General features: G+C 40.0%; 22 protein-coding genes. 16 read left to right on the top strand and 6 right to left on the bottom strand.

Annotated elements, in window-relative coordinates; all coding sequences use genetic code 11:
• Positions 1-118 precede the first annotated feature (118 nt).
• Positions 119-1642: a fumarate hydratase gene (locus tag MTCD1_RS04685; RefSeq protein ID WP_057181595.1), complete on the top strand. Its 1524-nt coding sequence runs from the start codon at positions 119-121 to the stop codon at positions 1640-1642.
• A gap of 63 nt (positions 1643-1705) precedes the next feature.
• On the opposite strand, the gene MTCD1_RS04680 is transcribed toward MTCD1_RS04685, so the two are convergent.
• On the bottom strand, positions 1706-2638 hold the full coding sequence (locus MTCD1_RS04680; RefSeq protein ID WP_057181594.1) for a cation transporter: 933 nt from the start codon (positions 2636-2638) through the stop codon (positions 1706-1708).
• A 675-nt stretch (positions 2639-3313) separates the two neighbouring features.
• Here MTCD1_RS04680 and MTCD1_RS04670 point away from each other — a divergent pair.
• Complete coding sequence (locus MTCD1_RS04670) at positions 3314-5683, top strand: S8 family serine peptidase (protein WP_057181592.1); 2370 nt, start codon at positions 3314-3316, stop codon at positions 5681-5683.
• Positions 5684-5910: 227 nt separating this feature from the next.
• Here the strand turns inward: MTCD1_RS04670 and MTCD1_RS04665 are convergent, their stop codons facing one another.
• Positions 5911-6828 carry a glutaminase gene (locus MTCD1_RS04665; protein ID WP_197410283.1) on the bottom strand — a complete coding sequence of 306 codons (918 nt, stop codon included), beginning with the start codon at positions 6826-6828 and terminating at the stop codon, positions 5911-5913.
• A gap of 137 nt (positions 6829-6965) precedes the next feature.
• Between MTCD1_RS04665 and MTCD1_RS22105 the strand changes: the two genes are divergently transcribed.
• Together MTCD1_RS22105 and MTCD1_RS04660 are read left to right on the top strand one after the other, a co-directional pair.
• The gene (locus MTCD1_RS22105; RefSeq protein ID WP_268807344.1) at positions 6966-7097 is read left to right on the top strand and encodes a hypothetical protein; all 132 of its coding nucleotides are present in this window, start codon (positions 6966-6968) and stop codon (positions 7095-7097) included.
• Positions 7098-7411: 314 nt separating this feature from the next.
• Entirely contained in the window at positions 7412-9106 is a 1695-nt protein-coding gene (locus MTCD1_RS04660; RefSeq protein ID WP_057181590.1) for a methyl-accepting chemotaxis protein, read from the top strand.
• 51 nt (positions 9107-9157) lie between these two features.
• Here MTCD1_RS04660 and MTCD1_RS21690 read toward each other — a convergent pair whose 3' ends face one another.
• The 3 genes from MTCD1_RS21690 to MTCD1_RS21680 form a co-directional block, all read right to left on the bottom strand.
• Positions 9158-9481 (bottom strand): helix-turn-helix domain-containing protein, encoded by a 324-nt coding sequence (locus MTCD1_RS21690; RefSeq protein WP_231733056.1) that lies wholly within the window; start codon positions 9479-9481, stop codon positions 9158-9160.
• Positions 9445-9654, bottom strand: a complete 210-nt coding sequence (locus MTCD1_RS21685) for a hypothetical protein (RefSeq protein ID WP_231733055.1) — start codon at positions 9652-9654, stop codon at positions 9445-9447. Before MTCD1_RS21685 ends, MTCD1_RS21690 begins: the two co-directional genes overlap by 37 nt.
• A 75-nt stretch (positions 9655-9729) precedes the next feature.
• Entirely contained in the window at positions 9730-9963 is a 234-nt protein-coding gene (locus MTCD1_RS21680; RefSeq protein ID WP_231733054.1) for a cupin domain-containing protein, read from the bottom strand.
• Between the two features lie 164 nt (positions 9964-10127).
• On the opposite strand from MTCD1_RS21680, the gene MTCD1_RS04650 reads away from it, so the two are divergent.
• The 11 genes from MTCD1_RS04650 to nudC all read left to right on the top strand — a co-directional run bounded on the left by MTCD1_RS04650 (position 10128) and on the right by nudC (position 22935).
• The gene (locus MTCD1_RS04650) at positions 10128-11336 is read left to right on the top strand and encodes an MFS transporter (protein ID WP_082606543.1); all 1209 of its coding nucleotides are present in this window, start codon (positions 10128-10130) and stop codon (positions 11334-11336) included.
• A gap of 272 nt (positions 11337-11608) precedes the next feature.
• Positions 11609-12979 (top strand): glutamine synthetase family protein, encoded by a 1371-nt coding sequence (locus tag MTCD1_RS04645; protein ID WP_057181589.1) that lies wholly within the window; start codon positions 11609-11611, stop codon positions 12977-12979.
• A 76-nt stretch (positions 12980-13055) separates the two neighbouring features.
• Entirely contained in the window at positions 13056-14453 is a 1398-nt protein-coding gene (locus MTCD1_RS04640) for an aldehyde dehydrogenase family protein (protein WP_057181588.1), read from the top strand.
• The gene (locus tag MTCD1_RS04635) at positions 14453-15676 is read left to right on the top strand and encodes an iron-containing alcohol dehydrogenase (RefSeq protein WP_197410282.1); all 1224 of its coding nucleotides are present in this window, start codon (positions 14453-14455) and stop codon (positions 15674-15676) included. The genes MTCD1_RS04640 and MTCD1_RS04635 overlap by 1 nt, the downstream gene beginning before the upstream one ends.
• A gap of 78 nt (positions 15677-15754) precedes the next feature.
• Positions 15755-16468 carry a glutamine amidotransferase-related protein gene (locus tag MTCD1_RS04630; RefSeq protein ID WP_057181587.1) on the top strand — a complete coding sequence of 238 codons (714 nt, stop codon included), beginning with the start codon at positions 15755-15757 and terminating at the stop codon, positions 16466-16468.
• 334 nt (positions 16469-16802) lie between these two features.
• A complete protein-coding gene (locus MTCD1_RS04625; protein WP_231733053.1) occupies positions 16803-17771 on the top strand; it encodes a response regulator in 969 nt (322 codons plus the stop codon).
• Positions 17772-17824: 53 nt separating this feature from the next.
• Entirely contained in the window at positions 17825-18826 is a 1002-nt protein-coding gene (locus MTCD1_RS04620; RefSeq protein WP_057181586.1) for a putative porin, read from the top strand.
• Between the two features lies 1 nt (position 18827).
• Positions 18828-19436: a hypothetical protein gene (locus tag MTCD1_RS04615; protein WP_057181585.1), complete on the top strand. Its 609-nt coding sequence runs from the start codon at positions 18828-18830 to the stop codon at positions 19434-19436.
• Positions 19437-19484: 48 nt separating this feature from the next.
• Positions 19485-21464 carry a PAS domain-containing sensor histidine kinase gene (locus MTCD1_RS04610; RefSeq protein WP_057181584.1) on the top strand — a complete coding sequence of 660 codons (1980 nt, stop codon included), beginning with the start codon at positions 19485-19487 and terminating at the stop codon, positions 21462-21464.
• Between the two features lie 142 nt (positions 21465-21606).
• A complete protein-coding gene (locus MTCD1_RS21675; RefSeq protein WP_231733052.1) occupies positions 21607-21786 on the top strand; it encodes a hypothetical protein in 180 nt (59 codons plus the stop codon).
• Positions 21787-21942: 156 nt separating this feature from the next.
• Positions 21943-22935, top strand: a complete 993-nt coding sequence (gene nudC / locus MTCD1_RS04600) for an NAD(+) diphosphatase (RefSeq protein ID WP_057181583.1) — start codon at positions 21943-21945, stop codon at positions 22933-22935.
• Between the two features lie 232 nt (positions 22936-23167).
• Here the strand turns inward: nudC and MTCD1_RS04595 are convergent, their stop codons facing one another.
• The gene (locus MTCD1_RS04595; protein WP_231733051.1) at positions 23168-23443 is read right to left on the bottom strand and encodes a hypothetical protein; all 276 of its coding nucleotides are present in this window, start codon (positions 23441-23443) and stop codon (positions 23168-23170) included.
• A gap of 681 nt (positions 23444-24124) precedes the next feature.
• On the opposite strand from MTCD1_RS04595, the gene MTCD1_RS04590 reads away from it, so the two are divergent.
• Positions 24125-25573 (top strand): hypothetical protein, encoded by a 1449-nt coding sequence (locus tag MTCD1_RS04590; RefSeq protein WP_057181582.1) that lies wholly within the window; start codon positions 24125-24127, stop codon positions 25571-25573.
• Positions 25574-25672 lie beyond the last annotated feature (99 nt).

The following is a 25672-nucleotide window of genomic DNA, read 5'->3' as shown; positions in this document are numbered from 1 at the left end:
AGTAGTTTTATTATAACTTTCCACTTAACAATATTAAAGAATATTAGGGTTTTTTGAACTTTCATGCTGTAAACATAATCAGCAAAGGACAATCGCCCTATAGCTAATAGAGAGCACTATGGCCATCATTAAACAACAAGACTTAATCGACAGTATTGAAGATGCACTGCAATATATTTCTTATTATCATCCGATTGATTTTATTCAGGCATTAGAAAAAGCGTATCACAAAGAAGAATCAAAGGCGGCGAAAGACGCAATAGCACAAATTTTGATTAACTCACGTATGTCAGCCCAGGGTAAACGTCCAATCTGTCAAGATACTGGTATCGTCACCTGTTTTGTTAAAATAGGTATGGCGGTGCAGTGGGATAAAACAGACATGACCGTACAACAAATGGTTGATGAAGGTACCCGTCGTGCATATTTAAATCCGGATAACCCCTTACGTGCTTCTATCGTTGCAGATCCTGCCGGAGCACGTATAAATACTAAGGACAATACCCCAGCGGTGGTCCATATTGATATGGTCGAAGGCGCGGGTCTTGATATTATGATTGCGGCTAAAGGCGGCGGCAGTGAAAACAAAACTAAAATGGTGATGTTAAATCCATCAGACTCGATTGCTGATTGGGTAGTGAAAACCTTACCGACGATGGGCGCGGGTTGGTGTCCACCAGGAATGTTAGGTATAGGTATTGGTGGTACCGCTGAAAAAGCGGCAGTTTTAGCCAAAGAAAGCTTAATGGAGCCGGTAAACATTCAAGATTTAATTGAACGTGGCCCAGAAAATGCTGAAGAGGAATTACGTTTAGAAATTTTTGAACGTGTCAATAAACTTGGTATTGGCGCACAAGGTTTAGGCGGTTTAACCACAGTGGTTGATGTAAAAATCAACTCAATGCCGACCCATGCCGCATCTAAACCGGTAGTGATGATCCCAAATTGTGCCGCTACCCGTCATATACACTTCCATCTTGATGGCTCAGGCCCAGCAGTATTAACGCCACCTAAGCTGGATGAGTGGCCAGAAATTACCTGGGAAGTAGGTGAGAATGTTCGTCGCGTTAATGTTGATGAATTAAGCAAAGCCGATATTAGCGAGTGGAAAACGGGTGAAACGGTATTGCTGAGCGGTACTATTTTAACCGGTCGTGATGCCGCACATAAACGTATTCAAGACATGTTAGCGAAAGGTGAAAAACTGCCGGTAGACTTCACCAATAAGTTTATTTATTACGTTGGTCCAGTGGACGCTGTTGGTGATGAAGCAGTTGGTCCAGCTGGCCCTACTACGGCAACACGTATGGATAAATTTACTGAGATGATGTTAGCAGAAACTGGCCTATTAGGCACGATTGGTAAAGCTGAACGTGGTGCGGCAACGTGTCAAACCATTAAAGACCATAAGTCAGTGTACTTAATGGCGGTTGGTGGCGCGGCATACCTTGTTTCTAAAGCAATCAAAAAAGCGAAAGTGGTTGCCTTTGAAGATATGGGTATGGAGGCTATCTACGAATTTGAGGTAGAAGATATGCCAGTAACGGTTGCGGTAGATAGCACAGGTGAGTCTGTTCATGTCACCGGCCCTGAAATTTGGAAAGTTAAAATCCAAGAAGCGGAAAACAAAGCAAAAGCTTAATCGACTCTTTATTTTAAAGAGACAATTAATGAAGAGCGCTTACAGCGCTCTTTTTTATGCCTGCTATTTTAACGATAGTTCGAGCATTGAGTGAGGGTAGTGTTGATTAAGCTCAGCTTCGATAGCAGCTTTGGTTGCTGTTATCGCCTTACCATCAATAGTCTCTAGCTTAGTTATACTTATGTAGGCGACAACTAAATAGCAACTGCCTGTTTTTGATATGTAGCTGTCGACTAATAAGCCATCCTCGCTTAAGTGCTTAGCTATAATCGATTCAATGTGCTGTTTTTGCTTAGTGTTTTGCAAAGTACCACCAGCCAATTCAATAAAGGAATGCCGCACCAGAGTGAGAGGCTCTTTACCAAAAAGAAATACCAGCGCAATAATCAGTAAAGCATCACCTATATAATGAAGAAAGCCGAAATAGCCTTCAATATCAATAAATCGAATACTCACTAAAGTGATACCTATGCCCAATGACATTAAACCATCGAGTTTTACCCCGGTGTATTCAGCCAGTAATAAGGTGCTGGCATTAGATAGTCTCTTATTTTGTCGTTTATAATAAAAAGCCAAAGAGAAACAAAGAAAAACCATCATCACGCTATAAATAAAAATAACATCGGTATCTAAAATATTCGCAGGCTCACCCGCTAAATAATGAAATACTCGCTCAATATTGACAATAAGTGCCATCAGCAACATGCCGATTATCATCAAACCTTTAACCATTGAAAAAAGTGACTCATAGGCGAATTGGCCAAAAGGGAAGGTGGTGGATTTGTTTAGCTTGATAGCCGACACGCGTAAAGCGAGTATTACAGTGATAAAGGCAACAAAAGAGAAGTTACCATCGAGAGCCAAGGCTTGCGAGTTTGATAAGTAGTAAGCTAACCAACCTGCAAAAGCCATAAATAAATTAGTTGCGGCACCGACCATTAACGTTTTTTTTTCAATCAATTGCTTACTTACCTTTTCACGCACTATATTACTCATTTTAACCTTCACTTTACTTAGCGGCTTAACACTTACTGTTAATATTTTAGTTTCATCTTTATATGTGAGTGGCGAATATTAACTTAATAAGTTTCTCAGGGTGATATTAATGAATCTAGAGCTGGTAGCAAAGTGAAGTTAAGATCTATGTTGTTATCTATACCCGTACTGCTTTGATGGGCTTGATGAAAAGTTAATGGACTCACCTAGCGCTAAACGAACAATATCTATGGTGGTTCTACTGGCAAAAGTTGAGTTGTTGGCTTTGTTGTTGCTTTTTGACCAGAAAATACACGGCGCTCTGTTACTAAGCGATAACGTGCATTACGCAAGGAAAATAATTAATTGGCTTAACCTGCACCGAGCCAGCATAAGAAAAATGGCAAAGTTAAACATGTCGCTATCAGCTACTGTCACTCTATGGTGAGCTACTTACAGGAGAATAAACTCACCACTGACAATACAGCTGCTGAGATATTTGCTTTTAACGAGGTTAATTCTGTTCGCCAGATACTTTTTAACACGCGTGCCGTTAATAAAATACCTTAACAGTTACTATTTTTTAGCGATAACAACAACTATATTTAATAAAGGTAGAAAGCAACCTCAATGTTAGCGATGTCGGCTTGCTTAGTGTTAGCTCTAACATCAATAATAATGATAGGAAGAGCTGATATGAATATTAAATATACCCCCCTTGTTGTCGCAATCGTGGCAATGATGTTTATGCCATCGCTAGCCGCCACAAAAAAAGATTTTAATGCCGAAAATGAACGCTATATTGTTAAGTTCAAACCCGGCAGTAAAGCCTCAATAATAACGTTGATTAATAGCCATCACGGAAAAATTCAGCTTGAAATCGATAAACATCGAATCATCGCCGTTAATTTACCCGCCCAAGCAGCCAAGCAATTCAAAAAACGCCATGATGTTGAGTTAGTGGAACTTGATCCTAAACGCTACTTGCTTGCTGAAAATACCGCTGAAGAAACGCCTTATGGCATAACTATGGTTGAAGCTGAGCATGAAGTTCTAGGACAAGAACAAGGGCCATTTATTATTGGTAATTCAAATAGCAATATGACCGTTTGTATTATGGATACTGGTTATGATCTTGGTCATTACGATTTACCTAGTTCAGGTGTAACCGGCAGTGATGGTTATAACAATTATGATTCCGGAAATTGGGATGAAGACGGTCATGGCCATGGTACCCATGTTTCGGGCACTATTGCCGCTTTAGGGAATAATGAGATTGGTGTTGTCGGCGTTAATCCAAATAATAATTTAAAAATTCATATGGTCAAGGTTTTTAATAGCAGTGGCTCTTGGGCCTATGGCTCAGATTTAATTGTCGCGATCGATCAATGTATGGCGGCAGGGGCAAATGTCATCAGTATGAGTCTTGGCGGCTCTGGCTCTAGTATGGCTGAGAGCAATGCTTTTCAGGCCGCTTATGACAGTGGCATACTGTCAATTGCTGCGGCTGGCAATGATAGTAGTAGCGGTATGTCCTATCCGGCCTCTTATGACTCTGTGGTCTCTGTTGCTGCGGTGGATTCATCAGGCAATAAAGCTAGTTTCTCCCAATATAATACTCAGGTAGAAATTGCCGCACCTGGGGTAGAGGTTATGTCTACCTTACCACATAATAGCTACGCGGCATGGACTGGTACTTCCATGGCAACGCCCCATGTAGCAGGTGTTGCCGCGCTAGTTTGGAACTATTACCCAGAGTGTAGCAATCATCAAATGCGTATCGCCATGGCGCAGTCGGCGGAAGATCGAGGCAGTGCTGGCAGAGATAATAACTACGGTTACGGCATAGTCAAAGCTAAAGCTATGTATGATTTTATCTCTGAACATTACTTACCTTTACCTGAATCACCTGAAAAATTCTGTGAAGTTGGTGAGTTTCCACTAGCACCAGAGCCTACTCATTTAGTGAATGGGGCTTCAGTTAATAATCTCTCTGGAGCTAGTGGCGATGAGTTGATGTATCAAATGAGTATTCCAGCAGGTGCCATTAACTTAGCTTTTACTATTTCAGGTGACAGTGGTGATGCTGATTTATATGTAAAATATGGCTCACAACCCAGTATAACCAGTTATGACTGTCGTCCCTATCAAGAAAGTAGTAATGAAAGCTGTAGTGTTGCCAGTCCACAAACGGGTACTTATTATGTGATGATAAGAGCCTATTCAAATTTCTCAGGGCTGTCACTTAGCGGTAATTTTGAAGAAACGATAGCTAATGTCCCGCCGGTAAGTTTATTTACGGTCAACTGCACTGATTTAAGTTGTAGCTTTGATGGTAGTACTAGTTACGATAGTGATGGCGATGATCAAAAAGTGGTTTCATATAGTTGGGATTTTGGCGGTGAAGGCAGCGCAACTGGGGTAAACGCTGCTCATAGCTTTGATGCTGATGCTACTTATGATATTGGGTTAACTGTGACTGATGATGCCAGTGCTAGCCATTACAGCGAGCAAGAAGTCACTGTTGTTGATACTAGACCTACAGCATCATTTACCGCCAGTTGTAGCTATCTTGATTGTAACTTTAATGCCAGTGCTAGCGCCAGTAAATATACTGAGGGCAGTATATTTTCATATGCTTGGGTTTTTGGTGAAAACAGTTCAAATAGCAATACCGCTAGTGGGGTAAACGCTGTTCATAGTTATGATGCTGACGGTACTTATGAAGTCAAGTTAACTGTGACTGATAACCTTGGCACCAGCAATTTTAGCACTGGAGAGGTTGCCCCAACAGATCCGCCTGCTGCAGCGCCGCCGGCAGATGTAAAAATCAGCTTGTCGCTCTATGGCTATAAAGTTAAAGGCACTAAATTTGTCGAGTTAACATGGGACAATGCCAATGGAGATGAAGTACATATCTATAAAGTTAAAAAGAAAATGAAGAAATTAACCACCGACAATGATGGTTTTTATATAGACTCCTTTGGCGGTGGCGGAACATTCACTTATAAAGTGTGTGAGTTAAATAGCCCTATCTGTTCAGATGAAAAAATAGTGGAATTCTAAATAGCTAGGTACAATGTTTATTTTACTGGCCGCTTCTTATTTACTCGGAAGCGACCTTTTTTATCTGTTTTTCCACCGCAGTACTTGGCTTAACCCGAGGGTAAACTTTGATCAAGGCTGAATGTGATAGTAACGGCGACAGAGCTGGGCTTGTTAACATTGTAATTAACTACTTTATAACTCAAACTCAATATCATGCCTTTGGCGTAAGGCGGTTTAAGTTAAGCTTAAAAAATAGAAAGTCCTGTTTTAGTAGTAAATAGCTCTAGTGCTTTTGTGCCAACTAATGAATTACCGTATTCATTCAATGCCGGTGAATAGACCGCGATAGCCATTTTCCCCGGCACAACCGCGACAATACCGCCGCCCACGCCACTTTTACCCGGTAAGCCAACGCGAAAAGCAAAATCGCCAGACGCATCATAATGGCCACACGTTAACATTAATGAATTAATACGCTTTGCTTGAGTAGCGTTAATCAACTGTTTCTTTGAGATAGGATCAGTGCCGTTGTTCGCTAAGTACAGCATAGAGCGCGATAGTTGCTGGGCATTCATCACAATAGAGCAATGTTTAAAGTAAGTTTGCAAGACTGTATTGACATCATTATCAAAGTTATCAAAGCTTTTCATCAAATTGGCTAAAGCAATATTTCTAAAGCCATGTGCCATTTCAGACTTAGCGACCACTTCATCTATGGTTATGCTGTTATCACCGCTACACTGATGAATAAACCCAAGAATTTCATTAAAGGCTCTTTCATGGTCATTAAAATGAGACACCAAACTATCGCACACCACGATGGCGCCGGCATTAATAAAAGGGTTGCGAGGAATACCTGCTTCATACTCTAACTGTACCAAAGAATTAAAAGGGTTACCGGAAGGCTCTCGCCAAACACGCTTATATAAGCCATCTTGATAAGTTCGTAGCGCTAGGGTATAGCTAAATACTTTAGAAATACTCTGAATAGAAAAAGGGGTCCGGTATGAACCGACGCCATAATACTGGCCATCATTTAAGGTGATCGCCATACCAAACTGCATCGGATCAACATTCGCTAAAGCGGGAATATATGTCGCAACCTTGCCTTGCCCAAGGGAAGGGAGCACTTGCTGATGTATCTCATTTAATACCTCCATCAGTTTCATAAATAAAGCCTATAAAATATCATTAATAAAAAGTGCTATGGAGCAGTTTGCGTCACTGTAGTCACTGTCGTTGCCCTTTATATCGCTAAAATCACTGCATTGACAAGACAAAATTGTGTCGAGCAAGCTTAGTGATAGTTAAGCGGCAAGTAAAATACCTTAGCAAGGCACTTTATCGAGGAGTAAACGTGTTCTTTTTACATACCACTATTGAATATGATTTAGCCGCTGCGTTAACAGATATCGCAAAAGTTAATCGTTAAAGTTTTTAATTTATAATTTATTAAAAGTTTAATTTTATCAACTCTTTAGGTGGTTTATTTTGTTTTGGTGAATACTATCCAGCTCTCTAAGACAATTATCTCCAACTGTTTTTTATTGTATGTCATAACATCATAAAATGTATAAGCGCTAGCTTTTTAATATCCATACAAAAAATGAGCTACACTTTTAATCTAGGCTTTAAATTTATACATAGAATGCGTGATAATGGGCAAAAATATTTGCAAAAGCACTCTAAAAAGTACTCTAAAAAGTATTTTCAAAAGCATTCTAAAAAGGTTGAGGAGTAATTAAGATGAAAGTTGATTTATCCATCAAGCAACGCATTATCGCTATGGTTGTGCTAGCCGTTGCGGTCCAGGTTATTGCCACCGCCATAATACTAACGCAATTAATCACCATTGAACATCATATTGAAGCTGTTGCCAATACCGATATTCCCATAACCAAAGCGGTCACTTCGTTAACAGAGCATCAGTTAGAGCAAGAAATATATTTTGAACAGGCTTTTCGCTTTGCTTTAGCAACGGCTACTGAGCCTTCAGCAAACGCGCATTATAAGGCAGCGGTTGAGCACTTTGAAAGTTTAAATAAAAAGATTGCACACGAATTAAAGGCAATAGAGCAGTCACTTGCTCAAGCAAAAAATCATGCTGAAGAGCAGGTTGACAGAGATGAATTTTCGCAGCTTTTAACTGATGTCAAACAACTAGAACGTCAGCATAAAAAATGGTCGAAACACGCGAAAGAAGTTTTTGTGGCGTTAGCACAGCATAAGTTTCATCATGCTGAGCTATTAAGCGAAACGGTTGAAAATGAGGCCTTAGCGCTAACTGAGCATGTTGAAGGTGTTTTAGCTGAAATTGAGCGTTTTACCGAAGAGGCGGTAATAAAAATTGATGAAGAAGCTATCAAGCTTGAGTTTATTGCCATAGCTGCAGTAGTTGTGAGTGTATTCGTTAATATTATTAGCGCTTGGCTGGTCATTAATGCCGTGCAAGCTGGCTTGAAAAAGGCAGTACATTCGTTAGAGAATATTGCTCATGGAAATTTTGATGAACATGTAGCAGTAGATGAACCAGGAGAAGTAGGGCAGATGCTTGAACATATGGAGACAATGCGCGCTAGTGTTTGTGCTATTTTAACCAAGGTCAATGACTCTACCAATGATGTGCAACAAACTGCTCAAGTATTAGCCCAAGCAAATAACAAGGTGCAAGAAAATTTAGTCAATCAATTTCAACAAATTGATTTGGTGGCTACAGCAATTAACGAGTTGTCTTCAACCGCACAAGAAGTGGCAAAAAACACCAACAGTACCCTAGAGTTAACAGAAGCCGCATCATCTAGTTCTCAGCAAAGTCAGCAGGTGAATTTACAGGCTATGGAGCAAATTAGGCAACTGGTGGAAAGTTTATCAGACAGTGGCGAGGCGCTTACTAAGCTAGAAAAAAACAGTGAAAAAATAGAATCAGTATTGGAAGTCATCAAAGGTATTGCCGAGCAAACCAACCTTCTCGCGCTTAATGCCGCGATAGAAGCAGCCAGAGCCGGGGAGCAAGGCCGAGGTTTTGCTGTTGTTGCCGATGAAGTGAGAAACTTAGCGCAACGTACACAAGAGTCAACTAAAGAAATTGAACAAATGATTGAGCAATATCGTTCGGGCGCACATAACGCTGTGGTGGCTATGGATCATAGCCGAGAGCTGAGTGCCAAAACCATAGAGTTCTCTGAACGCTCAAATGCTTTAATGGCCGATGTTAATGAAGCTATTAGTAGTGTTAATGATATGTCCACCCAAGTGGCGACCGCTGCAGAAGAGCAACACTGTGTGGTTGAAGAAATAAATAACAATATCACGCAAGTTAATGATGCCTCGCATGAGAACAAGTTGGAGATTGATCGGGCCGTTGAAGCAACCACTCACTTACAGTCTACCTCCCATGAATTACATGAGGAAATGAGTGAATTTAAACTTGAAAAAAAATAGTGATACGTATTAGTTACTGTTAAAGGCTAGTAAGTTGCCCTAAAGAAAAGGTTACTTAGCGAGGTACTTTTTAGGTGGGCAACCAAGTTGTTTTTTAAAGCCGGTGATAAATGCTGAAGTTGATTCATAGCCTAGCTCAAAGGCAATATCTATCAGTGGGGTATTGCTGTTCAGTAATTCTAACGATTTTAATATTCTTAGTTTTTGTTGCCATTTGCTAAAACCCATGCCGTAATTTTGATTAAATAATCGATTTAGTGTCCTGCTTGAGGCACCAACTTTAAGTGACCATTGCTCTATGGTTAATTTATTAGCGGGCTCTTGGTTGAGGGTTTCAATTATCGGTAATAGTCTTTTATCTTGAATAGTTGGCATAAACAACGGGTTACTTTCGCCATGGCTAGGCGATCTAACAACACTAAAATAAAACGCTGTGTTTGCGCTGTTTCTTTATAATCTTCTGGCCAGCTTGAAATCTCCAATATCAATAATTTTAATAAGGGGTCAACCGTTAACGGCCGTACTTTATTACCAAGCACTTCACTCAAAACAGGGGGCGATATATAAGCTACGGTAGCTTACCTTGTTCTTACAAAAATGTTGATGCGCTATACCTGGGGTAATCACAATGCTTGCTCGGGGGGAATAACAAAAATACCCACATCGGTTTCAATAGGCATAACACCAATACAAGAATAGGAAAGCTGCGACCACGGATGAGTATGGCTAACAATCTGCGTCATGGGCTTAAATTCGGCAGACGTAGGTAATACAGTTCGGGGGTAAGCTTGGGTAAAGTCGGCTCGGGCTTTGTTTATGCCAGACGATTTTGTCTGAATTGATAAACTAACTGTCATAATTGTCGCTATTAGTCATGTTAAATCATCATATAATGGCCTCTTTAGCGAGACAAGCTTATCCTTGGTAGAGCGTTTACCTGCTATGTCTTTGGCACTCATTACTTCGGGTAAGTTAAATAGTGTCAGTTATTTAGTGTCAGTTATGTATAACAAGGAGTTGTATGAAAGAATTAAGCAAAGCAACGCAAGCAACAGCAAGAACAACACTTGTTACCGAGCAAGGTAAAAGTTGGCAAAGTCCTTTTGTTTTCTTAGCGATTGCCAGCATTGTCATGTCAGTTACTTTTGCCGGTTGGATGGCAATGCTCAATAACTTTGTTATTGAGCAAGCAGCCTTTACTGGCGCTGAAATAGGCATATTGCAATCTTTACGGGAAATCCCTGGCTTCTTAGCGTTTACCGCGATATTTGTGTTATTAGTGTTTACCGAGCAAGTCTTTGCCTTGATTTCTTTGTGTCTGTTATCTATTGGTGTTGCCATTACTGGGCTGTTTCCTAGTATCTACGGGCTTTATGCCACAACGGTGTTGATGTCTATTGGTTTTCATTATTATGAAACCATAAATACGTCATTAAGCTTGCAGTGGTTTAAAAAAGCAGAGGCGCCAGTAAAACTTGGTCAACTAATGTCAATAAAGTCAGCGGCATCACTTATCTGTTATGGCTTAATTTGGCTGGGTTTTAGTGTTTTTTCTGCTAGCTATCAAGTGATGTATATATTTTTTGGTCTTAGTGGCTTATTACTAACGATTTGCTTAGCCGTTGCTATGCCTAAATTTCCAATGGAACATGTGCAACATAAAAAAATAATTCTAAGAAAACGTTATAGTTTGTATTACTTACTCACTTTTTTAGCGGGAGCACGTCGACAAATATTTGTTGTCTTTGCCGGCTTCCTTATGGTGGAAAAATTTGGTTACAGTGTCCAAGAAATTACGCTTTTGTATATGATTAATCATCTAATTAACTTTTTTTTAGCGCCTAAAATAGGTGCTTGGATTGCCAAAGTCGGGGAGCGTAAAGCCTTAACCTTAGAGTATTTGGGCTTAATTACCGTCTTTATCGGTTATGCGCTGGTTGAGTCGGCCGATGTTGCCGCCGTGCTGTATGTTATTGATCATTTATTTTTTGCTATGGCCATCGCCTTAAAGACCTATTTTCAAAAAATAGCGGACCCAAAAGATATTGCTGCAACTGCTGGGGTAAGTTTTAGTATTAATCATATTGCCGCTGTGGTTATACCAGCGACCTTTGGCTTAATTTGGCTTTATGATCATTCCTTAGTATTTTATGCTGGTGCCTTTTTCGCCTTACTTTCTTTAGCCGCCAGTCAGTTTGTTAACACGGCTAAGCTGGCACCTAGCAGTTAAGCTTACTTACACCATACATTTGTACCATGTATTAATACCATGCTATCAGTAGCCAGTCATTCGACTGGCTTTTTTACGCCTGCTTAGTTGTGTACTCTTCTGAAAATAACTCAATCAATATTGAGTTATTTTGAAAAATCTCCTTTGTTGAGCTTTACTGTAAAGGTAAGTACAAATTTTAATTATCCTTCGAGTTATCAATATTCTAGATCATTTCTAGGTAATCTCTAGCTGATTTCTAGGTAAGGTAATACCGCTAAAGAGGAAAGTGCATGTTATTACCAAGAGAAGTTAAAACCATTGCTGACGCTAAGTTAATTGTCGAGCAAAGAGGCATTAGCCATGTGAAAGTGGGCTTGTTTGATATCGATGGCATTATGCGTGGCAAGTACATGAGTAAAGAAAAATTCTTCTGCTCATTAGACTCAGGTTTTGCTTTTTGTGATGTCGTTTTGGGCTGGGATTGTCAAGATCAGCTTTATGATAATGTTAAATATACTGGCTGGCATACTGGCTTCCCAGATGCACCTGTTCGTATTATCCCGCAAACCTGCCGTGCCTTACCCTTTGAAGATGATATGTTGTTATTTATCGCGGAGTTTAGTGGTGCTGCAGCGCCTATTTGTCCGCGCAACACGCTAAAGCGAGTACTTGAACGCGCCAAAGAACAAGGTTTTACAGTGATAGCGGCATTAGAATATGAGTTTTTTATTTTTAATGAAACGCCTGAGTCTGTTCGAGCAAAAAATTATAAAAACTTAACACCACTGTCGCCGGACTGCTTTGGGTATTCGATCATCCGTAACTCGGTGCACGCCGACTTACATCATCAAATCTTAGCCCTTGCTGAACAAATGGACTTTCCCCTTGAAGGATTACACACAGAGACAGGTCCTGGGGTATTAGAAGCCGCAATCGCCCATGATGAAGCACTTAATGCCGCGGATAAAGCCGCGCTTTTTAAAACCTTTATCAAGGTTTGGGCACAACGTAATAATTTAATGGCTACTTTTATGGCTAAGTGGTCGACAGATTGGCCAGGGCAAAGTGGTCATATTCATATCTCATTAAAAGATGCACAAGGCCATGGTGTGTTTTATCAGCAAGATAATAAGGATGGCATGAGTAAATTACAGCGCCAGTTTCTTGCCGGACAACAACGCTTTATGCCTGAGTTTATCGCCATGATTGCTCCGACAGTTAATAGCTATAGTCGCATGGTTCCTGGTTTATGGGCGCCACTTGATGCTACTTGGGGGGTAGAAAATCGTACCACAGCACTGCGGGTTATTTCTGGCTCAGAAAAATCACAACGAATTGAATATCGCCTTGGCGCTGCCGATGCTAACCCTTATTTAGCCTTAGCCGCGGCCATAGCTTCGGGCTTAATTGGCATAGAAGAGCAACTGCAGCCCTTGCCACAAATTAAGGGCAATGCTTATCAACAAAGTCATCCAGCAGAATTAGCACTGCCCAATACTTTATTTGCAGCGGCGACTAGGTTTAAGCAATCGAAAGCCGCCATAGCCATGTTTGGTCATGACTTTGTTGAGCACTTTAGTGCCAGTAGGGAATGGGAAGAGCGAGAATACCGTAAGCATGTTTCTGATTGGGAGTTAAGTCGCTACTTTGAAATTATATAAGCTGAAATAATTTAACCACACTTAGCAGTAGCGTTGTTACTAGGTAGATAAGTAATGAGTAATTTATGAGTTCACTATGAGTAAAATTCAAACCACACGTTCACCTATAGATGACGCTATTTATGTCGAGCGTGAATTGGCTACTCAGGCTGAGGTCCAACGGGCTTTGACACTTGCTAATAGCGCACAAATTAGGTGGCGACAAAGCTCACTAGCACAGCGGGCGGTTATTTGTCATGCCATGGTCGATATCTTGCTCAGTAAAGCCGATGAAATTGCCGAGCAGTTATGTTGGATGATGGGACGGCCCATTCGTTATGGCCAGGGTGAAGTAAGTGGTATGGCCGAGCGTGCTCGCTTTATGATAACCGAGGCACAAAATGCCCTAGCAGATATAAAATTAACCAAAAAACCGGGTTTTATACGCTACATTAAACGCGAACCCTTAGGTGTTGTTTTTATTATTGCCCCGTGGAACTATCCGTACTTAACGGCGATTAATTCTATCGTGCCAGCCATTATGGCGGGAAATAGTGTCCTGCTAAAACATTCGGCGCAAACCCCCTTATGCGGTGAGCAATTTGCTAACGCTTTTACGCAAGCGGGCTTACCCGAGGGCATCTTTCAAAATCTATTCTTAAGTCATGATGAGACCGAAAATCTTATTCGCCAGCCGCTAATTAAATACGTTGCTTTTACTGGCTCAGTGGCCGGCGGTGAAATGGTCGAACGCGCCGCCAGTGGCCGTTTTATTGGTGTGGGTTTAGAGTTAGGTGGCAAAGACGCTGCGTATGTTCGAGCAGATGCTGATATAGCTGAGGCGGTGGCAAGTTGCCTTGATGGTGCTTTTTTTAACTCAGGGCAATCTTGTTGCGCTATTGAACGCATTTATGTGCACAGCGAGGTCTATGATGACTTTGTTGAGCAATTAGTCGCCTTAGTACAGGACTATAAGTTAGGGCGGCCGGATGAACTAGCCACCACACTTGGGCCCTTGGTTAACGCTGCCAATGCGGACTTTGTTCGTCAGCAAATAACCGAAGCACTTGCTGCTGGCGCCAAAACACACCTTGCCAGTCATCACTTTCCCTTAGATAAGCCAGGTAGTGCTTATCTCGCGCCGCAAGTGTTAACCAACGTTGACCACAGTATGTCACTAATGACGGAGGAAAGTTTTGGCCCTGTGGTTGGCATTATGAAAGTGAGCGATGATCAACAGGCCGTTAGCTTGATAAATGACTCAATGTTTGGTTTAACCTCGACCGTCTTTACTCGCAATATTAAGCAAGGCATCGCTCTGGGTGAACAATTAGCTACCGGCACCTTTTTTATTAATCGCTGTGATTACCTCGACCCAGCTTTACCCTGGACTGGGGTTAAAAATTCAGGGCGAGGCTGTACCTTATCTAGCTTAGGTTATCAGGCCCTTAGCCGAGCTAAATCATTTCATATTAAAATGACTAACAGTGAATAATGACTGGTAAATTTGACTTAACTCAACTTGAAAAACCAAGGCGGTTATCGGTGACAAAGCTGAAGCAATTTTATGGAAATTGGCATTATCCTACCTCGATTCGTGCCGGCATTGGCCGCATCAATGAATTACCCTCAGCGTGTCAGGAACTTAGTTTTAACGCGCCTTTACTGGTCACAGATGCTGACTTGGCGGCACTGCCAATGGTAAAACAAGCGGTGTCACATCTTGCTGGACAAGGTATTCACTGTCAGGTTTTTTCTGCCATTAAAACTAACCCCTGCGAGAAAAATATAACCGATGGTGTTACTGCCTTTTTGCACGGCAAGCACGATGGGGTTATAGCATTTGGCGGTGGCTCAGCCCTAGATGCCGGCAAAGCAATCGCGCTCATGGCTGGTCAAACGAGACCCTTATGGGACTTTGAAGATTCAGGGAGCAATTTTCACCGAGTAAACACAGATAAAATGGCGAAAGTCATTGCTATCCCAACCACATCGGGAACAGGCGCTGAAGTAGGGCGTGCATCGGTTATCACCGATGAGCAAGCGCATATTAAGCGTATTATTTTTCACCCGGCAATGTTACCGGATATTGTGATTTTAGATGCCCAGCTGACGGTTAGTTTACCTGCTGGGTTAACCGCTGCCACTGGCATGGACGCATTATCGCACGCGCTGGAAGCGTATTGTGCCCCTTCTTTTCATCCCATGGCGGCAGGTATTGCTCTTGAGGCCATCCGCTTAATAAAAGAGTATTTACCTAGAGCGACGGCTAATGGCCATGATCTCGAGGCACGAGCACAGGTGATGGCCGCTGCCACTATGGGAGCAACAGCTTTTCAGCGCGGTCTTGGCGCTATGCACGCCTTAGCACATCCCCTTGGGGCACTTTATGATAGTCATCATGGTTTACTTAATGCCATATTGATGCCTTATGTACTCAAAGCAAATAAAAAGGTTATAGCAAAAAAAATCACTCGACTAAGCCGTTATTTAGCCCTTGAGCAGCAAACATTTGACGGTTTTTTTTATTGGATTTTAGCCTTGAGAAAACAACTAGCTATTCCTCATTCATTGCAAGAAATAGCCATAGATACCCGCAGAGCCGATGAAATTGGCATGATGGCATTTAATGACCCTAGTGCCAGCGGCAACCCTATCGCCTTTAGCGCTCAGCAATATAGCGATATATTCAAAAAAGCAGTGCACGGAGAGTGTTAACGAGTTAGTTATTTTTGCTATAACATTGTTATTGAGTTGATATGGGCTGATATTGCATGCTAATGAGGGGGTATTATTATGAAGTTAGGGATTTTGCTTTGTGACCATGTGCAACCTGCGCTGCAAGAGGAATTTGCTGACCTTGACCATATGTTTACTCAGTTGTTAAGCCAATGTGATAGTACCATTGAATTGCATTATTATTGGGTTGTTGATGGCGAATTCCCTGACAATATTGATGTTTGTGATGCTTATATGACTAGTGGTAGCAAAGCCAGTGTAAATGATGACTTACCTTGGATTACTAGGTTAGAGCGTTTTGTTTGGCAATTGTTTGTCGGGGGGAAGCCCTTTGTCGGTATATGTTTTGGCCATCAACTTATAGCCAAAATACTGGGCGGTAAAGTTGCTTACTCTGCTAAAGGTTGGGGCGTGGGCGTGGCGACAACAAAAGTACACTGCCATAAACCTTGGATGCAACCGCATAAAAAACAAATTAAACTCGTGGTTAGCCATCAAGAGCAAGTAGAGCAGTTACCAGCTGACGCTGAAGTATTAATGGCTAATGACTTTTGTCCTTATGCCATGATACAAGTGGGCAATAATTTTATTGGTTTACAAGGTCACCCTGAATTTAGCCGAGCTTATGCTAAGGCGATAATGCAAAACCGAAAAACTATTATTGCTGAGAAAAACTTCACTCAGGGTCTTCAGTCATTGTCACAACAAGGCGATGGGGAATTAGTCATGCGCTGGCTTATTAATTTTATACAGCAGGTTATTGCCAGATAGTGCCGCTTTTAAAAACTGATAACAGCACTGAATACGGACGCTGTGCTTTAATTCTTTGTGATAAACAAACCAAATAGACTCTTCTTTATTGGGCATAAGTTCAAGCCAGTAGCATATTGGCTTTTTAGGTATGTTTCATAACCCTTTAACCAATAATACCTTATTTGATATCAAGCTAAGACTTGCCAACCGAGCTATTATTTCCCTGCGTTGCATTTTGCAAATACTGTCATTTTGATAATACCCCATTACCACTTCATTACCTTGCTAAAAACACCAACTCTTACCATGACCTAGAGCACTAAGGGCTTTAAAAAACTTCGGTGTTATTTTGATGTCTGGTACATCAATTGCACTTCAATTATTACTTAGTGTTTATGCGGCTTTATGCCAAAGAGCAAGCGGCTATTTATTTCTTACTTTTATATTTACCGGGCAAGGAGAGCGTATGTTATGCGAAAAAAGTGTCCTCATTGTTGATGATGAAGCTGGTGTTAGAGAGACCTTGAAAAGGGGTATTCACCGTCAATTTAATAAAGGCAATCAACGAGTCTCTATTAGCGAGGCCGCTAATGGTGAAGAAGCGATAGCGTTAGCACATAGATTCCCTCCGGATTTAATTATTATGGATATACGTATGCCAGTCATGGACGGGTTAAAAGCCTGCCGTATTTTAAGGAGTGATAGCAAATTTGCCGCCACCATGATCATTATGCTGACCTGTGAAATAGCGGAGGAAAGTGCCGGTTTACTCTCGGGCGCAGATGATTACGTCATAAAGCCCTTTGATATAAAAACCTTACTTATTCGTATTGAAAGAGGCTTATTTAAACAAGGTGCTATGGGAACTGTCTCCTATGCTGAAAGTGATGGCGTGTTATCGAAAAACTACTTTGTCGAAAGTTGGCTAAATTATGAAATTGCCAGAGCTAAGCGTTATCAACACCCGTTAAGTTTTCTCTTAGTAAAAATTGACTCAATAGATGACAAGCAAGGGGTTAAAAGCCGAGACTTGGAAGTGATAACGCTACTAAAGCGCCGAGCATCTGATCCTTTGATAAAGTGGGCTGAGCATACCTTTGCTATTTTACTGATTGAAACCTGTGCCGATGATGCCGTTTTACTTGCCAAACGTATCATTTGGTTAGCTCAAAAAAGTCCTCGCCTGTTACGCCCTAATATAGGTATCGCCAACTTAGAAGATACACTTACCGATGATTTAATTATCAATGCCGAATATTCATTAGCGGCTTCTGTCTGTACTGGAGAATTAGTCCTTAATAGGTTGGCGGTCAATTTATAAAGGTTTATTTATATATGTTACTGGTAAGACTTACTTTACCCGTAGGGGGAATAATGAAACCTTGGCTTTATATTTTTTCACTAGTCTTTATCAGCGTTGTCTTCGTGTTTGTTTCAGAGTCTTGTTATGGCAATTTCAGCAAAAATCTCAGATGGAGCATCGATGGCAGTGCTCGGTTGAATGATAATAAAGCCTTAGATAATACCAGTGCTATTTATGCTTTAGGCATTGATACTCATAAAGTTTTTACTAATTCTTCTGGGGATATTGGTTATGGTGTAGGACAGGTGTATTTCACCAAGTTAGTAAACCATATGCCAGTGCCGTTCTTATTTAGTTCGAAAGATGATAGTGAGTTTATTATTAGAGAGGCGCACCTCAATTATACTGCTGGGCCCAATTGGCTGCCTAATGTTCGAGTAGGGCATTTTACCTTACCTTTTGGCTTAGAAGAAAACATTGATACCAATGGCCGCTTACTTGATTACTATCATGGAAAAAATTTAGGCACAAAGTTGGATTGGGGGCTTAGCTTTAACAAAGTACTAAGACAAATAGAATATAACGTTAGTTACACCCTAGGGGGGAAAGATCAGGCAAAATCGCTTGCTGGCTCATACGCCCTCACTGGGAGAATAGGCTCATTAAGTCATCTAGACTTTGTCCTTGGCTTGTCTTTTTTTGATGGCAAGATTGATGAGGTTTCACGAAAAAGGTTAGCCATTGATTGGCAATACTATTGGGGAACATGGGGGATATTAGGGGAGTTAGCCCTAGGTGAAGATAATAATCAGCACCAGGGCTGGCAAAAAGAAAAATACAGCCTAGTTGAGCTAAACAAAACCTCAATAAATGAGCAATTAAAATTATATAGCCAGTTCATTATTAGAGCTAGAACAGATCACGCAAGTACGGATAAGTTAGTAAATATTGGCTTTAGTTATCAATTTAATAACCAGTTAGAGTTAAGTATGTCTGGCGTAAAACAAATTAACAGCCCAGCAAGTGGTAAAAAACAGCAATTGGCTAGAGTTCAAATAAGGGTTAGGTACTGATATGACCATACGCTTTATCATCTTAATACTGACTTTAGCTATGCTGCTATTGCTACCTGGCAATGTTAATGCAGTCGCTTACTGCTCCTTACGTGATCCCGTTGCGCAAATAGCACAGCTTTATCCACAAAAAACTAATCAGCTTTCAATTGTTAAAACGGTCGATGATAATATTCGGGCGCAAGTGCAAATTGCACTGCCCAGTAATGACTTACACTTTAGTGAACTCGGTCGACATACCTTGTATATCGCGATGAAAGGTCAGGAGGTTCTAGGTTATGTCCATGTAAGATCAGAGCAAAGTGCTTGGGGCTTGGTAGAAATAGTGTGGGCAATTGATAAAGACTTAAGAATAAGAGACTTTGTTTTTCAACGCTGTCGCAGTCCTAAAAAGAAAATTGCTCAACATAGCGATTTTAAGGACATTTTTATTGGCAAAAATTATCAAGAATTGAAGCAACAATTAAGTGCTGATGGTATTACGGCGAAGCCAAGCGTATTGAGTCATGCCCAAGGTGCGGCTGAGTTAGCCAATGTGGTATTAAGGTGTGCATTGAAAACCCTGTTACTCACTGAAATATTATGGGGAGATGAATTGGCAAAGCTATAGTTATGGTAACGCTTTTCATATCCCTGACAAAAAAATGGCGAATTAATTATGAAAATTTCTAATTATAATCTGCTATTAGCAATATCGACGTTACTTTCTGGAGTAGTTATTTTTGCCAGCCTTTGGCATCAATACCAAAAGGTTGAGCAGATATCACGGATACATTATCAGTCACGTTTATTAGTACAAACCATTGAGCATGTATTTACTATGTCGCAGCTTTGGCTAACCACACAAGATTTACTCTTTTCTGGTCGGCAAACGTATTTAGCAAAAGGGATTAATGAGCAATCAGCACAACTCAGGCAAACCCTGATGAGTGTTAAAGGAAAACTAGTCAATAAGGACGGTAATGATCTGGTGTTAAAACTCATTGTCGCGACTGAACAAAATGATGTTATTGTCAATTTATTCTCCCAGATTTCAAGACGAAAAAACACCTATTGGCAAGCTAGGATTGCTGACTCTGACCAGATAACAACAATGTATGTCAGTAACTTAGAGCAATTATCGGCTCAAGTTATGCGTGATAATCATTTCTGGAGTGAGCAGGCTAAGAGATCTAAAAGCAACTTTACTAAACTGTCATTTTTGGTGGTTTCTCTCTATTTAGGTTTTATTTTATGCACGGTCAGTTTCTTTAGTAAATACATAGTAAAGCCCATTGAAAATATTACCGCCTTAGCTCTGCAGCGGACATCCGCAGGGGCTAGTGTTGAGTTTATACAAACGAGGGCTGCCACTGAAATAATTGACTTATCAATTGCTATTCAGCAGTTTACTCAACATATTACCATTGAAAAACAGCGAGCAGAGCAAGAGCGCTGCAATGTTATTCGAGCAAATGACAAAGCCAATATCATTATGGATACCATACCTTGTTCGGTACTCTTAGTAGACGAACAAGGGCTGATAAAAGAGTGCAATATAGAAACTGAAAAATTATTACTAAGAGATAAAGAGCATATCATCGATAAACCAGTAGCTAATTTTGTCCCTGCTTTGGCAACCTTAGATGGTCAGTTCGATAAGGATATAGCGTTAAAAAATATGGAAGAATCTTTACTTGCCCCCGGTTTTGAAAATCCACATATTGAATTTACCGGCCGGAAAATAGTTATTATGGGAGCCATTAATTATTTAATCACCTTAAATGATATTAATGAAAGAAAACATAGCCAAAAGGCCTTGTCTTCATTAAATGAACAGTTAATACAGGCAGAAAAGCTTGCCTCTATTGGCCAACTATCTGCAGGTATAGCTCATGAAATTAATAACCCCGTTGGTTATATTCGCAGTAATTTGGATGTACTTAATGACTATTTTAAGCCACTGCTTGCTTATATAGCATTAACAAATGTAGATCTAACTAAAAATTCTGCTAATAAAAAAGCTGCACAAGAGTTATATCAACGAGAGGATTTAGATTTTATTCTTGAGGATATTGAACCTTTAATCGCTTCAACGTTGGAAGGAGCTGCCAGAGTCAGTAAAATCATCACAGATTTAGGTAATTATGCTCATATTGACGAAAAACTTCCTGAAGCGATAGCCATTGATGAATTAATTGAAAAAAGCCTTACCTTAGTCGCTAATGAGCTTAAATACAAAGTTGAAATAAGCAAAGACCTTGCAGCCAATGTTAATGTTATCGGGTTTCCGCAAAAGTTATTACAAGTGTTTATTAATATATTGGTAAATGCCTCTCATGCCATTGAAACTAAAGGCTGTATTTGTATTTCGTCACATGTCGTTGAACAAGAAATTAATGTCCGTTTCGAAGATGATGGCGCTGGTATTAGCCAAGAGAACTTGAAAAATATTTTTGACCCCTTTTTTACCACTAAGCCAGTGGGTAAGGGCACAGGTTTAGGGCTTCATATTGTCAGGTCTATTATTGAAGATCATCATGGCCGTATTGAGGTCAGCTCAAAGGTAGGTCAAGGCAGTAAATTTGATATTTTTTTACCTATTCATTATGATGAATTAGCGGCAAAGAAATTAAGTGTTAAGCAATTAATTAGTTAACACTTAACTGCTAAATACTCATTGGCAGTGAGCGTTACTCTCTTGCTCTTGCAGGGCGGCTTGCTATAGTATCTGCGCTACCAATAATGTAGCATGGTGCTTTTATCATGGTGCTTTTATCATTGCATTTTATCTTGTAATTATGACACTGCCACTACCTGGCAGACAAGTACGCGGCTCTGCAACCGGTAAGCCTAGTATGGCTTTACTCGATTTACTTGGGCGAACATGGGCATTAGGTATTATTTGGCATTTACGTACTGGCCCAGCAACATTTAGAGCGTTGCAACAACGCTGTGAAAAATTCTCCCTACCTTGTTAAATACTCGATTAAAAGAACTCAAAACACTGCAGCTTATTGACAGCCAAAAAAGTGGTTATCAATTATCCTCCCAAGGCGTAGACTTATTTTAAATTATTTCTCCTTTGGATGTTGGTCTGCTCAGTGGACACCAGCACTTAAGGACGAAAGCAAAATATGATATTAGCCTATGGCAGTATGCCGTTAGATAGAGGCACTAACCAGCGAAAGAATAAACGCTGGTTAGTGGCTGAGTTTAACCACCAAGATACTTTGTTTTGTGTCATTCATGAAGGCATGAGTCTTTTTGAAAAGGCGGCCGAATTTATTCCCATTTATCTTAATAAAACACAACTGCCAACGGTTAATCTTAATAGCTGTATATACTTAGGGAAAGGCAGAGCAGAACATCAGGGTGGTGGAAAAAATCAGCCCGCAACTGCTGCCATCTTTGCTATCGATTATAATAAATTGCGTTTTTCTACTCAGCAAGCGTTAACTGAGCTGGGGCAATGGCAAGGGATTAGACAAGTCACCGCTAATTTATCAGCTATTGATGCGTCAATCTTAGCGTTAGCTAAGGGGTTAGTGCATTGGCATATAAGTCATCAATTTTGTGGCCATTGTGGCAATGCTAATGGTGCTGTTGAAGCCGGGCATGCCCGACGCTGCTCAGATTGTCGAAATATGAGTTTTCCACGCACCGATCCTGCGGTCATTATGCTGGTAGAAAAAATGTTTGCTGATGGTACTCCACGTTGCTTGTTAGGTCGGCAGGCTAGTTGGGCTAAAGGTATGTATTCAACGCTAGCGGGCTTTGTTGACCCAGGTGAGACTCTTGAGCAAGCGGTGAGCAGAGAGGTGGTGGAGGAAACCGCTATTGTCGTGGAAAAACCACAATATATAGCGTCTCAACCCTGGCCCTTTCCCGCCTCGATAATGTTAGCTTTTACCGCTATTGCCACTTCTGAGCAAATTGATATTAGCCAAGATGATTTAGAAGATGCTCAGTGGTTTTCACGTGAGCAACTGAGTAAGTTTGCCTTGAATAGTTCCGTGACTGATGTGGCGGCTAACCCTGAGACTCTGCAATATAGAATGAGTAGTAGCGACTCTATTTCTTCTTATTTAATCACCGCGTGGTTGAATAAGGAAATAGGGCAGTATTAATTATAAGTGATAAAGTAAAAAGGCATAAAATCAAAAGGGGCCAGCTAACCATTGATTCGTTGGCCCCTTTTTTCGCTTAAATGTTTTCTGTGCTTGCTGGCATAGAGTATGTGCTAACAACGTTATGTAGTAGTATTTCTTACGGTAGTACAAACGATGAAACAGCCCTTGCTGACAGTTATATATGCCAGCATTATCAATTTTTCCGCTGAAATAGTTTTTGGCTAAAAAACTAAAAGTCACATTGCAGTATTTTCATCGGTTTATCTGCGGCCATGATACAACCCCTAGCTTCATCTGTAGCGGCTTTGCACTGTTTAAGCATTTTGGTCTTACTCGGGGCATGGTCTTTTAATACTTTTTTCACATGACTGACCACAGTGCTACATTCACTTACGGCTACTGGCGGTGCTTTAGAGCAACTGACTAATGTTATGACCATTAAAGGTAAGGCTAAATAAGAAATAATATTCATTGTTTTATGCAAAGGGTTAGTATTTTTCTTCATGTTAATGGCTCTGACAATTAGAAAGTAAATTGAGTATAGACATGGATTGTTATAAGTGCAGTTATGTGAGATCCAGTTTAAAGTGAAATTGGCGGCATAATGAAATCAAAAGCTTAGAGGTCGAAATCCTGATAGTCTTTTTTTTTAAATTCATATTAACGGTAAATTGAGCGGATAAAATCGCGTTAACATGAAATTGGCATTTCATGGGAATTGAATATCTCAATTATATAGGCAGCTCTAGGGCTCATTATTGAAGAATATCAGAACATGGTGGATTTTCACGGAAGCTAAAACGAGCAAAAGTCATACAATTTAATCATGCGGTTTTTATTAGGCCAGTATGTTAACTGGTACCTCAAAACAGACATTTTTTTTGAGTTACTAGGGGAAACTAGGAGCCTAAAGCGGTCTTTAAATGAATTAGAGCTAAAGATCACTTAGTGCGCTTTGCTGACGTTAGCTATACGAAGTTTTCTATATATTTTATAATGAATCATTGGTGATGTATTACTGAGAAGTCTCAGTAATACCTCAGTCCTAACAGAAATGTAATATTTTTAGTTTATAAGATACTGAAAGTATGGGATATTAATACGAATTAAATTAGAGTTATGGGACATGCATTATTGAGAAGTCTCCATAATAAGCATTATCTTTCAATAGGAAAAGTATCTCTAGATGTCGAATAAAAAAAACACAGGAAAAGCAAAAGACAAACCAAAACATAAACTTCTACTATCAATAATTGATGAGTATTTAGTCGATCTGGAATGCTTGAGAGAGATGCACTCTAGTGTAGTTCCTTTTTTACAAGATCAAGATAAACAAAGAAAAGATGAATTAGATAAAATTATCAAACTAGCTATAGGAGAGGCTGAATCAGCGGCTAAATCAGATGCTGAATCAGAGGCTGAATCAGATGCTGAATCAGCGGCTAAATCAGATGCTGAATCAGATGCTAAATCAGATGCTGAATCAGATGCTAAATCAGATGCTGAATCAGATGCTGAATCAGATGCTGAATCATCTTTAGAAGATAAAGAAAATAAAAAGAAACTAACACTAAAATTTAAAACTATAGATATGGACTATTTAGTCGCAAATTTTAAAAAAATGGAAAAAGCCGAAAAACTTTTTGAAAAACAATTGATTGTTACATTGGTTTCTAGGTTTGATGAGTTTTTAGGTCAGGTTCTAAAGTTAGTTCTAGAGCAAAACCCTGAATGGGTAATTTCATCAGATAAGACTATTACATATAAAGATCTTATTGCACTCAAGTCGTTAGACAAAGCAATTGAAGGTATCATCTACAAAGAAGTTGAAGATCTCCTTCGAGATTCTCATGAAAAACAGATTCAGTATATTGATGAAAAATTAAAAATTGGAATTGAATCAAATTTCACAAAATTAAATGAGTTTTTAGAGGTAGCTGAAAGACGCAACCTTTTCGTTCACACAGGAGGCGTTGTTTCAAATCAGTACATAGATAAATGTAATGGATTTGGATGTAAAGTACCCTATGCAGTAAATGAACAGTTAACTTCCGATAGTGAATATTTTAATAAAGCTTTTTTGACTTACTTTGAAATAGGCTTACGCATAGGACAAGCATCATATAGAAGAATATTTACTAATGAGTTGAAATCAGCTGATCAAGCATTAAATAATATTGCAGTTAAATTTATGAATTTAGCAGAATACTCCTTAGCTGAAATCATAACTGATTTTGATATTGCTATACCAAGTAAACTGCGGTCCACTGATTCCGAATACTTATATTTTGCAAAAATTAATAGAGCTGTATCCCAAAAATTTCAAGATAAGGATTTCGAAAAAGGTTTATCGCAGGACCCTTGGCAGGTATTTCACACTAAATATGCCCTTTCAATTCATGTAATAAGGGAAGAGTACAGTGAAGCAGCCCAGTTAATGCAGAGTGAAGAAATCAAATCAAGTGTAGGAAAAGAAGGGCTTCGAACATGGCCGGTATTTAGGTTCTTTCGTGAAACTATTGAATTTAAAGAAGCATATAAGCTGGTATATGGAAATGACTACATTCCTGATTACGAAAGAGATACTGAAATTAAAGAAGAACAAGAAAATAGAGCAATCGACACTGAAAGCTAACAAATCGTTTAAAAGGACAAAAACAGTTGGCTTTTGTCCTTTTAACGAGGCGTTATCGATACAAAATCTAATCCAAATCTACACTACAGGTTAAATGCT

Source organism: Colwellia marinimaniae (assembly GCF_002207865.1).
Lineage (GTDB): Bacteria > Pseudomonadota > Gammaproteobacteria > Enterobacterales > Alteromonadaceae > Colwellia > Colwellia marinimaniae.
Note: the sequence above shows the minus strand (reverse complement) of the source record. Positions and strands in the feature narration are given on the sequence as shown.